The following is an 11,705-nucleotide window of genomic DNA, read 5'->3' on the forward strand; positions in this document are numbered from 1 at the left end:
CCAGCCCTGCCAGCTTGCCGGGAAGCGGGCAAGGGCGCTTAGCTATGGGAACGGTTCGGCTTGCGTTGGTGGCGAGCCATTTCGCCAATAGCCACTGCCCTTTGCCAATTCCCGTCACCCCGGGCTTGACCCGGGGTCCGGCTTTTTTCACGTCGAGACAGCGCAGGTGGAAAGCTGGACCCCGGGTCAAGCCCGGGGTGACGGAATACTCGAACTGGCCCGTCAGCCGGATTTCAGAATAGTGAGACAAACCATATTGGTTGTTCCACGTGGAACAATCCAACAATATTGGCATTATTCACTGTTGCCACAATGGGTTGCGGCGAACGCCCGTTCGGTTTCAGCCCCGATTGGCGGCCTCGGCCACGATCAGCCGCGCTTCGGACGAGTGCCCCACCGCCACCAGCGCGGCGGCGATCCGGCGCAGATAGTCGGGCGGCACTTCCGCCCAGCTTCCGCGCAGCGCCGTCGCCGTCAGCACCATCACTTCGCCGGTGCGCCGCGCCGCCACGGCGCGGTCGAGCGCGCGGGTCCAGTCATTCTCGACCGGCGCCACATTCTCGCCGACATCGCCGCGCCCCAGCCCCTTCAGGCCGGCGGCCAGCAATTGCGCGCGGTGCGCCGGCACGGTTCCGGCCCAGCTCCTGTAGAGCCCGGCTTCCACCGGCACGCCGCCGGCCACAGCGACCAGCTGCGCCCAGAGGGCGGCGCGCACCGCCTCGTCCGCGCCTTCGGCCGCCCGCCACCATTGCCCGGCGCGCTCGGCGATGCCGGCCGACACCAGGCTGGCGGCGATCGCCGGCGCTTCCGGCGCCAGCCCGCTGCTGACCGGCAGCCGCGCGGCGGCCGGCGCCGTCGCCACCTGCCAGCCATAATGCTCCAACGTGCCCGGCTTCGCCCGGCCCCAGAGCGCCTTCAGCGCCGCCACCCGGTCCGACACGTCGGCCGCCACATTGGCGGCGCGCAGCCGGCCGCCGGCGCTGTCGCTCGCCTCGCCCGGATCGAGCGTCGCCACCATGGCGTTGAAGATGCGGTTGATCTCGGCGCTGCTGATCGCGCCGATGGCGGCGGCGATCGGCGCGTTCGCCGCGCGATTGGCGATCGGCTGGCCGGGCAGGCGCACCAGCCAGGCGCGTTGCGCCGGAGTCGCCGTCGCCAGCATGTCGGCTGGAATCTCCAGCCCGGCGGCGCTGGAAAGCCCCAGCCGCCAGGCGTTGAGGCCCTTCACCTCGCTCCATTCCGGGTTGGCGCCGCGCCGGCCGCCGCCGGTAGCCGACGCCACCCGCTCGGCCAGGCCCACGTCGAAAGCGGCGATCTCGTCGCCGCGGCGGAGCCCGTCGAACAGCGCGGCGGCGCCGATGTCGTCGCCCAGGATGGACAGGCACATGGCGTCCGCCAGCACCCAGGTGGGCGATTGCGTCAGCCCGCGCGCGGTCGGCGACAGCGGGCAGAGCGCCATCGGATCGGTCGCCTCCAGCGCCGATTGCAGCGCCGCGGCGTAGAGGTTGCCGGTGTAGCGGTCGATGGCGATGCGCGAGACGAGGCGGTGGGCGTCGGCGCCGGAGCCCATCGCCTGCAAGGCGAGCGCCCGGCTCGCCAGCCAGTCGGCCGGGTTCAGCGGCGCCGGCGCGTCGGCGACGCTCAGCAGCGCGCGCTGCAGCATGATCTGCGCCCAGCGGCTGGCGAGCGGCCCGTCCAGCCGGCCGAGCAGCTTGGAAAGGAAGCGGGCGTCGGCGCCGGCGAAGATATGGGCCGGGTAGCCGCCGCTCAGGGGAATCAGCAGGCCGGCCCGGTCCGGCAGCATGGTGGGGCCGGCGAGCTCGGCCAGCGGATCCTTCTTTTCCGGCTCGGGCGGGGCGATCGGCTCGACCGGCACCGGCGGGCCGGCCGTGGGGGCGAATCCGCCGCCCAGGCCCACGCCCTCGCCCAATGGCGTCGGCGCCGGCTCCGCCATGCCGGGGGCGACGGGCGGCGGGGTATCGAAATCGTCCGGCAGCAGCACCTTGGGCGCGCCGCCCGACGGCGGCGCGGCCGCAGGCGCCTGCTCCTGCGCCAGCAGGGGGGCGCTTGCCACGCCCGCCGCCAGCAGCGCGGCGATCAGCCGGAACGGCGCCCGCCCATGCACGGGCCGCCTGTGCGCGGGCAGGTCGGGCGGGACAATTGCGTGAAAGGCCATGCCGCCCCTATAGCGGCGGGCGTGAAGCCTGTGGAAGCCCCCCCATCCGATCCTGCGGGCGAGACGCCCGTTCCGGCTGATACCCTGCCGCCTGCCCTGTCGCCCGCTCTGCCGCCCCTCCGCCCCGACTGGCGCAAACGGCCCCTTGTGCTGGTGGGGCTGATGGGGTCCGGCAAGACGACGGTCGGCAGGCGGCTGGCCGCGCGCCTCAACTGGCCCTTCGTCGACGCCGACGCCGAAATCGAGGCGGCGGCGCAGATGCCGATCTCGGAAATCTTCGCCCGCTTCGGCGAGCCGCATTTCCGCGACGGCGAGCGGCGGGTGATCGGCCGGCTGATGGAAAGCGGCCAGCGGGTGATCGCCACCGGCGGCGGCGCCTTCGTCGATGCGGAGACGCGCGCCCTCATTCTGCGCGAGGGCACCGCGATCTGGCTGGACGCGGCCATCGAAACGCTGGTATCGCGCGTCGCCCGCCGCAGCCACCGGCCCCTCCTCGTCGGCAGGAATCCGGCCGAGGTGCTGACCGAGTTGATGGCCGTGCGGGGGCCGCTCTACGCCGAGGCGCCGATCCGCGTCGTCTCGGCGAACGCCCCGCACGACGACACCGTAAACGCCATTCTTGACCATTTGAAGAAAAGAGACCCGAAATTCCGATGATCGCGAAATTCCGATGATCGACGTGCCCGTTGCCCTGAACGACCGCAGCTATCGGATCTCCATCGGATCCGGCCTGCTGGCGACCGCAGGCGAACGCCTCGCCGAACTGACCCGCGCGAAGCGCATCCCCGTGGTGACCGACGCCCATGTCGCCGACCGGCTGCTGCCGAAGCTGACCGCCGGCCTTGACGGTTTTGAAGTCGTGCCGATCGTGGTGGCGCCGGGCGAGCCGAGCAAGAGCTTCGGCGAGTTGGAGCGGCTGGTGGACGCGCTGCTGGGGCTGGAAGTGAAACGCTCCGACGTGGTGCTGGCGCTGGGCGGCGGCGTGATCGGCGATCTGACCGGCTTCGCCGCCTCGATCGTGAAGCGCGGGATGAACTTCATCCAGGTGCCGACCAGCTTGCTGGCGATGGTGGACAGCTCCGTCGGCGGCAAGACCGGGATCAACACGCCGCGCGGCAAGAATCTGGTGGGCGCCTTCCACCAGCCGCTCGCCGTCTGGGCCGATCTCGACTGCCTCGCCACCCTGCCCGAGCGGGAGATGCGGGCCGGCTATGCCGAGGTGGTGAAATATGGCCTGATCGGCGACCCGGCCTTCTACATCTGGTGCGAGGCGAACGCCGCCCGCCTGCTGGCCGGGGACCGGGAAGCGCTGGCGCATGCGGTGGCGCAAAGCTGCCGCGCCAAGGCCGCCATCGTCGCCGCCGACGAGCGGGAGACGGGCGACATCCGCGCGCTGCTGAACCTCGGCCATACCTTCGGCCATGCGCTGGAAGCGGAAACCGGCTTTTCCAGCCGGCTGCTGCACGGCGAGGCGGTGGCGATCGGCATGGCGCAGGCGCTGCGCTTTTCCGCCGCGCGCGGGCTTTGCGCCGGAGTCGAGGCCGAGCGGCTGACGGCGCATCTCGCCTCCATCGGCATGATGGCCTGGGCGCAGCAGGCGGGAATCGCCGCCGACGCCGCGCCGCGCCTCGTCGCCCACATGCTGCAGGACAAGAAGATGACGGACGCCGGCCTGCCCTTCATCCTCGCCCGCTCGATCGGCGACGCCTTCGTGGCGAAGGACGTGCCGCTGGAAGCGGTGACCACTTTCCTCGACGCCGATCTGAAGGCAGAATATGGCGGCAGGAGCGTGGCGGCATGAGCGACTATCCCTTCACCCTGACCGACGCCCAATGGCGCGCGAGGCTGACGCCGGAGCAATATGCGGTGATGCGCCAGCATGGCACCGAGCGGCCCGGAAGCTGCGGCCTGCTGCGCGAGAAACGGCCGGGGGTGTTCCATTGCGCCGGCTGCGGCGAGGCGCTGTTCGAAGGCGGCACCAAGTTCGAAAGCGGCACCGGCTGGCCGAGCTTCGACACGCCGGTGGCCGGCTCGGTGGGGGAAAGCCGCGACACGAGCCATGGGATGGTGCGCACCGAGGTGCATTGCGCCAATTGCGGCAGCCATCTGGGGCATGTGTTCCCGGACGGGCCGCCGCCGACCGGGCTGCGCTATTGCATCAACGGCGTGGCGCTGGAGTTCGAGCCGGCCTGATCCGTTTTCAGCGCCGCTCCTGGAAGAAGCCGAGCAGCAGTGCGGCGGCTTCCGCTTCGGAAATGCCGGCGACGATTTCCGGCTTGTGGCGGCTGTGGGCGAAGATGCGCGGGCCATGCTCCACGCCGCCGCCCTTCGGGTCGGACGCGGCGTAGACGAGGCGGGCGACGCGGGCCTCGGCGATCGCCGCCGCGCACATCGGGCAGGGCTCCAGCGTGACGGTCAGCGTGCAGCCCGGCAGACGCTCCGAGCCGAGCTTCAGGGCGGCTTCGCGCAGCACCAGCATTTCGGCGTGCGCGGTCGGGTCCGGCAGGGTTTTGGTGAGGTTGTGGGCTTCGGCCAGCAGAGAGCCGTCGGCGCTGGTGAGGACGGCGCCCACCGGCACCTCCCCTCGCGCGGCGGCGGCGCGCGCCAGTTCCAGCGCCCGCGCCATCTGCGGGTTGGCGGGAAAGGCCATGCCGCTCAGCGGTCTTCGCGCACCAGAAGGCCGGTGAAGCCGGTGATGATGATGGCGATCAGCGTCGCCCCCAGAAGCTGCAGCAGGATGGAAAGCAGCGTCAGCAGGCCGCCCGGCACCAGCAGCGCATGGGCGGCATCGTCCGCCTCGCCGGCGGCGGGGCGGGGGCCGACCGGGATTCGCGCCGCGTCGTTCGAGCGCCAGAAGGATTCGACTCCGAAATCGATGAAGGGCACGAACAGGTCGAAGGCATAGGCGACGGGGCGGAATTTCGGATAGCCGCCGGATTCCAGCACCGACGGCTCGAAATCGGCGGCGCGGGGCTGCACGAAGGCCGATTGCCCGGCGCAGAGCTCGGCATGGCCCACCGGGCAGCGGCTGTCGGCCAGGCCGAATATCAGCGCGAAGCCCAGCACGATCGCCGCCGAGATTCCGACCGCCTTCCAGGGGTTGAAGCCATAGTCCGCCACCCAGTGCAGCAGGGCGCTGATCAGCCGCTCGAACGGGCGGACGCCGTCGGCCATGCGCTGGCGCACGCGGCGTTCGATGGCGATGGACTGCGCCGCCTCGTCATAGCCCATCCCCTTCAGCACCACCGACGCCTGCCGCCAGGGCTGCGGGTTGAAATGCGTCTTCAGGTCGGCCGCGGACTGGCCGGCGAGCCAGGCCTGCCGCGCCTCCGCCACATGGCCTTCGGCGCCGGGAACGCCGGCGGGATGTTCCAGATGCGAATATTCGAAGCCGTCCAGCACCAGATGCTGCACTTCCAGCGGCCGGCCGCCGGGGCCCGGCACGCAGCGCCGGCCTTCGCAGCTGTCGGCGCCCTTGGGCAGCGGGTCCGGCCAGCCGCTGCGGAAATCCTCCAGCGTGTCGCAGCGGGCGCGGGCGAGGTTGACGACGCCCTGCGGCTTTTCCCGCGGCAGCACCAGCCGCCCCTCGATCCGCGCCTCCACCAGATTGAGCGCGTCGAGCCGCGTGTCGCGCGGGACCAGGTTCTCCAGCCCCTCCGGCAGGGGCGACGAGGACAGCAGCGCCGATTCGAGGTCGATGAGGCCATGGAAGCAGGCGCGCGCGGCGACGAGCGTGGCCGGCAGGCGCACGGCGCTGAACGCCGCCACGCCGACGATATCGGCATCGCTCAGCGTCACCGCGATCGGCCCGCTGCACCGGACCCTGAGGGCATGGGCTTTGAGGCCCTTGACGATGGAAGCGCCGGCGAGATTGACTCCGCCGGCGAGATAGGCCCGGCTGACCTCCACGCCGCGCCGGAACTCCCCACCCGGGGCATAAAGCGCATAGCCGCCCGGGTAGAGGATCCGGGCCTGTTCCAGATTGAGCGCGCCGGTCAGTTCCGCCCGGCTGAGATCGACATAGCCCCGGACGAAGGCCTGGGCGAGGTTGATTTCCCCGAACTTCGCATCGAAGCCCGCCACCGCGCAATCGCGGCGGCTGGTGACCCGCAATTCCGCCGCATAGAGCGCGTGCGGGATGCGCGCGTTGTTGAGGTCGAGGCGCCCCCAGAGCCAGGCCCTGTCGAGCCAGAGGCTGGCGGCGGAGAGATCCTGCGCCCGGATCGCGCAGGGCGCGCGGGTGGAGCTGATCTGCGCTTCCAGCAGCGAGCATTGCCCGGCGATGGCGGCGGCGTTGATGTCGAGCGTGCCGAAAATCCGGCAGCGGTTCATGCGGAAGCTGTCCGCGCGCAGCCCCTGGCAATAGAATTCGAAACCCGGAGCGCTGGCGCTGCCTTCCGCCACCACGTCATTGCCGTTGACCGCGCCCGAGGCGCTCAGCGCCATCAGGCCGACATTGCCCTGGAAATGCGCGTTGTCGAAGTGGAACTCGCCCAGCTGCGCCCCATCCAGGCTGAGCGCCTGCCGGCCGGGGTTGCGCACCTGCAGGCGCCGGGCGTTTAATTCATGCCGGACGCTTATATATTGCAGGTCCAGCCAGCCATTGGCCTTCACATCCTCCAGCCAGAGCTCGCCGGCCTGCAATTTCCCCGCCTGCAACGGCACATGCGCCCGGCGCAGCAGCAGGCTGCGCTCCAGACGCGCCGGGCCGTTGATCCGCGCGCGCATCATCGCCATCCCGCCGCCCAGGCGGGAATCCGTCAACTGCAACTGCTCGATCGTGGAATCGACGAGGCTGAGCGCGAAGCCGCCGGGCACCCGGCTGTTGATCCGCACCCCGGTCATTCGCAATATCCTGTCGATGCCGGCCCTTTCCAGCGCCACCATCCCCGCCGCATGCAGGCCCGTGCAGTCGACGTTCAGGGCGCTCATCGCCCCGCCGTTGACGGCGATCGGCTCGTTGCAGCGGATCCGCGCGTGCGTCAGGCTGAAGGCCACCCGCAGGCGCGCCGCCAGCAGGGTGACCCGGCCCTCGATCCGCGCCCCTTGCAAGATCAGCGAATCCGCCTCGAGCTGATCGGCCATCACCGCCGCGCCGACCGCGCCCGGCAGCCGCACCTGCGTGCCTTCCAGGGAGACCCCGCCCGAAGCCCGAAGGCGCAGCAGGCCGATCGGGCCTTCCGACGAGCATTGGCTGACGAGCACGTCCCCCGTCACGTCGGACAGGCTGAGGTCGAGCCCGGCGGCGAAGTGGCAGTTGCTGAAACCGATGGAGATGGGAATCTGCATCATCGCCAGATCCAGTTCGGTCTGGAACAGGGCGCCGTCGATCAGCAGGCCGGAGACGTTCGCCGCCCAGTCCGGCCAGTCGGGGTGGGTGAAGCGGCCGGAAATGGCGCTGCGGACCAGTTCCGGCGCGATGCGCCGCGCATCCGCCTCCTGCGGCAGAGCGCTGAGGTCCGTCGACTCGCCGAGCGCGAGCTGCTGCAGGAAGAGGCGCTCGGCCTCTGTCGGCTGACCGTCCGGCCCGGAAAATGCGTCGAAAACCTGCCCCATGCGGCACGCTTAACAAGCCCCCGGCGCGGCGCCAAGCCTGGGCGACGGGGGATGGGGCGGTTTGGATTGGCGGCTGGCGGTTTTCCTGCCGGTTCCCTGCGCCCCGGGCCTGGGGGCCGGCGTTCTTTCCCAGGCGTTGGGGGCGGCGAAAAGCTGGACCCCGGGTCAAGCCCGGGGTGACGCGGTGGGGAGTGGCGGGGTGGTGGGGAAAGGGTGGGATGTCAGCCCGCCGCCTTCAGCGCGCGGGAGTGGCGCTTGCGCTCATGCGGGTCGAGGTAGAGCTTGCGGATGCGGATCGACTTCGGAGTCACCTCCACCAGCTCGTCCTCGTCGATATAGGCGATCGCCTGCTCCAGCGTCAGCCGCTTGGGGGGGGAAAGCCGCAGCGCATCGTCCTTGCCGCTGGCGCGGAAGTTGGTGAGCTGCTTCGACTTCAGCGGATTCACTTCCAGATCGTCGGACTTGGCGTTCTCGCCCACCACCATCCCGGCGTAGATCGGCTCGCCCGGCTGCACCATCAGCACGCCGCGCTCTTCCAGATAGCCGAGCGCATAGCCCACGGCTTCGCCGGTTTCGGTGGAGATGAGCACGCCGTTGGGGCGGCCGGCGATGGCGCCCTTCCACGGGCCGTAGCGGTCGAACAGGCGGTTCATGATTCCGGTGCCGCGCGTGTCGGAGAGGAATTCGCCATGGTAGCCGATCAGCCCGCGCGAGGGGCCGGTGAAGGAAAGGCGCACCTTGCCGCCGCCCGACGGGCGCATGTCGGTCATTTCCGCCTTCCGTGTCGCCATCTTCTCGACGACGGTGCCGGAATAGGCTTCGTCCACGTCGACGACGACGGTTTCATAGGGCTCGGTGCGGCCGCCGGCCTCGTCCTTGCCGAAGATCACGCGCGGGCGGCCGATCGAAAGCTCGAAGCCTTCGCGGCGCATCGTTTCGATCAGCACGCCCAGCTGCAGCTCGCCCCGGCCGGCGACGTCGAAACTGTCCTTCTCGTCGCTTTCGGTCACCTGGATGGCGACATTGCCTTCGGCTTCCTTCAGCAGCCGGTCGCGGATCATGCGGCTGGTGACTTTCGAGCCTTCCTTGCCGGCGAACGGGCTGTCGTTGACGGCGAAGCGCATCGACAGCGTCGGCGGGTCGATCGGCTGGGCGGCGATCGGCTCCATCACCGCCGGGTCGGCGATGGTGTTGGCGACGGTCGCCACCGTGAGGCCGGCGATGGAGACGATGTCCCCGGCTTCCGCTTCCTCGACCGGCAGGCGTTCGAGGCCACGGAAGGCGAGGATCTTGCTGGCCCGGCCTTCCTCGACGACGTTGCCGTCGCGGTCGAGCGCGCGGATCGGCATGTTCACCTTCAGCGTGCCGGACGCGATGCGGCCGGTGAGGATGCGGCCGACGAACTGGTCGCGGTCGAGCAGGGAGACGAGGAAGCTGAAGGCCGCCGCCGGATCGGCGTCGGGCGCGCGGACGTGCGAGACGATGGTTTCGAACAAGGGCTCCAGCGTGCCTTCGCGCACGTCCGGGGTCAGGCCGGCGAAGCCGTTGCGGCCCGAGGCGAAGAGCACCGGGAAATCGAGCTGCTCGTCGTTGGCGCCGAGCGCCACGAAGAGGTCGAACACCTCGTCCAGCACTTCCTGCGGCCGGCCGTCCGCCCGGTCGATCTTGTTGACGACGACGATCGGGCGCAGGCCGAGCGCCAGCGCCTTCGAGGTGACGAACTTCGTCTGCGGCATGGCGCCTTCGGCGGAGTCCACCAGCAGGATCACGCCGTCGACCATCGAGAGGATGCGCTCCACCTCGCCGCCGAAGTCGGCGTGGCCGGGCGTGTCGACGATGTTGATGCGCGTGCCGTTCCATTCGACGGAGGTGCATTTGGCGAGGATGGTGATCCCGCGCTCGCGCTCGAGGTCGTTGCTGTCCATGGCGCGCTCGGCGACGCGCTGGTTGTCGCGGAAAGTGCCGGACTGGCGGAAGAGCTGGTCGACCAGGGTCGTCTTGCCATGGTCGACGTGGGCGATGATCGCCACGTTGCGAAGTTGCATGCAGGAATTCCAAGCGGGATCTAGGATAAGGTGGCGCGCGCATAGCGGAACTGCCGCAATGCAACAAGTGCGCCGGAAATGCGCCGGCCGGATGGCGTCCGCCGCATATCCACATCGAAGTGGCCGCAAGGGGCGGAAACCGCCCGGAGGCGCGGTTGACTTTGCGGGAAGGGGGGGCCATCGCTTTCAACGGGTTGAATAGGGCGGAACGGCCTGGGGCGGCCGGACCGCGAAGAACCGGAGCGGACAAAGAGGCCCGCGCCCTGGCTTTCGCGAGCCCCGACTTTCGCGGGACAGGGTCACGGCCTCCAAGAAGGACAGTCGAGTGGACGAGTCGAACGGCGTGCCCGAAGGTGGAGTTGCAGGCGCCAAGGCGGGCGGTCGCAGGCGCGGCGTGCGGCAGCCGGGCGCGGCGCAGTCGAGCCCGGAAACGCTGCCCGCCGATGGAACGGACACCCCCGAAGAGCTGTCGCCGCCCGCCGTCCAGCCTTCCGCCCCACCGCTGCCGCTGACCGTCGGCGCGGAACTGCGGCAGGCGCGCGAGGCCGCCGGCCTCAGCCTGAACCAGGTGGCCGAGCGCACGAAGATCCGCCCCGGCATCCTGACCGACATCGAGGCCGACGCCCACGACCGGCTGCCGGCGCTGACCTATTCGCTGGGCTTCGTGAAGGCCTATGCGCGGACGGTGGGGGTGGACCCTGCCGCCGCCGGCGAACGCTATCGCCGGGAATCGCTGAAAGGCGATCCGGTGCCGACCATGGTGGACCTGCAGCCGCTGGAGGAAAAGCGGATGCCCTCCTCCAGGCTGGTGGCGATCTCGGTGGCGGCGGTGCTGCTGGCGCTGGCCGGCTTCTGGGCCTGGGGAGCCGGATGGTTCAACGGCCCAGCGCCGCAAACGCCCGACGCGGAAAGCGTCTCCGCCCCCGATGCCGATGCGGAAGGGCCCCTGGCCGGAAATGTGCCCGGGAGCGTGGAGGTGACTCCGAGCGCGCCCGCGCCCGTCGACCGCACGGCGCCGGTGACGCTGACCGCGAAGGAAGAGGTGTGGCTTCGCATCGCCGATGGCGACGAGGCCTTCTTCATGGGCACCATGACCCCCGGGCAGACGATGACCCTGCCTTCCGGCCGGGCCTGGACGCTGCGCACCGGCCGGGCCGGGGCGCTGGACGTGAAGGTGGGCGACAAGGCCATCCCGCCGCTGGGCGGTGCCGCCGAGCAGGTGCGCAATGTCTCGCTGAAGCCGGAGGATCTGCTGGCGCGGCAGGCGCCGTCCGCCGGCGGGCTGCAGCCGACGGCCCCCGTTCCGGGGCTGGCGCCCGCCGCCGCTCCGGCGACCGCCGTCAGGGGCTGATTCAGCCTGCCGTAAGGCTGGCTGGGCTTGTGTCGCCATTCCATGCCGCCGCATGGACGAAAGCAGTTTCCAGGGATGAACGGACCGATGCGCTTGCCGAACACCGCCCCCTTTGCCGCCCCTCTCGCCGCGATGGCCGCCGCCGTTTTTCTGACCGGGGCGCCCGCGCTGGCGCAATCCAGCCCGCAGGCGCAGTTGAACCAGGTGGACAAGCGGGTGGGGGTGCTGGAAAGCCAGATGCGCGCGGTGCAGCGCCAGGTGTTCCCCGGCGGCGACAAACGCTATTTCGAGCCGGAGATCGGCCCGGCTCCGGCCGCGCCGCAGGCGGCGCCCGGAACCCCCGCCACCCCGGCGCTGGTGGACCTGACGCAGCGGGTGACGGCGCTGGAAACGCAGCAGCGGACGCTGACCGGGCAGATCGAGCAGCTTCAGCACCAGATCCGGCAGATGGAAACGGCGCTGCAGAAGCTGAAGGGCGATTCTGAGTTCCGGCTGGACGCGCTGGAAGGCAAGGCTCCGGGCGCGGCGCCTGCGCCGGGCGCCGCGGTGCCCGTGGTGGAGGCGCCCCGTCCGGCAG

9 protein-coding genes are annotated in these 11,705 nt (G+C 70.6%); 5 read left to right on the forward strand and 4 right to left on the reverse strand.

Annotated elements, in window-relative coordinates; genetic code table 11:
* Positions 1–340: 340 nt before the first annotated feature.
* The gene (locus tag L6Q21_RS05065; protein ID WP_237829559.1) at positions 341–2,176 is read right to left on the reverse strand and encodes a hypothetical protein; all 1,836 of its coding nucleotides are present in this window, start codon (positions 2,174–2,176) and stop codon (positions 341–343) included.
* Between the two features lie 84 nt (positions 2,177–2,260).
* Between L6Q21_RS05065 and L6Q21_RS05070 the strand changes: the two genes are divergently transcribed.
* The 3 genes from L6Q21_RS05070 to msrB are packed head-to-tail and all read left to right on the forward strand — an operon-like array spanning position 2,261 to position 4,369.
* Complete coding sequence (locus L6Q21_RS05070; protein WP_418895804.1) at positions 2,261–2,833, forward strand: shikimate kinase; 573 nt, start codon at positions 2,261–2,263, stop codon at positions 2,831–2,833.
* 13 nt (positions 2,834–2,846) lie between these two features.
* Positions 2,847–3,977: a 3-dehydroquinate synthase gene (gene aroB / locus L6Q21_RS05075; RefSeq protein ID WP_237829560.1), complete on the forward strand. Its 1,131-nt coding sequence runs from the start codon at positions 2,847–2,849 to the stop codon at positions 3,975–3,977.
* A complete protein-coding gene (msrB, locus tag L6Q21_RS05080; protein ID WP_418895805.1) occupies positions 3,950–4,369 on the forward strand; it encodes a peptide-methionine (R)-S-oxide reductase MsrB in 420 nt (139 codons plus the stop codon). Before aroB ends, msrB begins: the two co-directional genes overlap by 28 nt.
* A gap of 7 nt (positions 4,370–4,376) precedes the next feature.
* Here msrB and L6Q21_RS05085 read toward each other — a convergent pair whose 3' ends face one another.
* The 3 genes from L6Q21_RS05085 to typA form a co-directional block, all read right to left on the reverse strand.
* The gene (locus L6Q21_RS05085) at positions 4,377–4,826 is read right to left on the reverse strand and encodes a nucleoside deaminase (RefSeq protein ID WP_237829562.1); all 450 of its coding nucleotides are present in this window, start codon (positions 4,824–4,826) and stop codon (positions 4,377–4,379) included.
* A 5-nt stretch (positions 4,827–4,831) separates the two neighbouring features.
* Positions 4,832–7,732: a hypothetical protein gene (locus tag L6Q21_RS05090; protein WP_237829563.1), complete on the reverse strand. Its 2,901-nt coding sequence runs from the start codon at positions 7,730–7,732 to the stop codon at positions 4,832–4,834.
* A 221-nt stretch (positions 7,733–7,953) separates the two neighbouring features.
* Positions 7,954–9,777 (reverse strand): translational GTPase TypA, encoded by a 1,824-nt coding sequence (gene typA, locus L6Q21_RS05095; RefSeq protein ID WP_237829565.1) that lies wholly within the window; start codon positions 9,775–9,777, stop codon positions 7,954–7,956.
* A 325-nt stretch (positions 9,778–10,102) separates the two neighbouring features.
* Between typA and L6Q21_RS05100 the strand changes: the two genes are divergently transcribed.
* Together L6Q21_RS05100 and L6Q21_RS05105 are read left to right on the forward strand one after the other, a co-directional pair.
* Positions 10,103–11,128: a helix-turn-helix domain-containing protein gene (locus L6Q21_RS05100; RefSeq protein WP_237829566.1), complete on the forward strand. Its 1,026-nt coding sequence runs from the start codon at positions 10,103–10,105 to the stop codon at positions 11,126–11,128.
* Positions 11,129–11,203: 75 nt separating this feature from the next.
* A partial coding sequence (locus L6Q21_RS05105; RefSeq protein WP_272492456.1) for a YbgF trimerization domain-containing protein occupies positions 11,204–11,705 on the forward strand: 502 nt, incomplete at its 3' end.

The sequence above is a fragment of the Sandaracinobacteroides sayramensis genome, from assembly GCF_022014495.1.
GTDB classification, from domain to species: Bacteria; Pseudomonadota; Alphaproteobacteria; order Sphingomonadales; family Sphingomonadaceae; genus Sandaracinobacteroides; species Sandaracinobacteroides sayramense.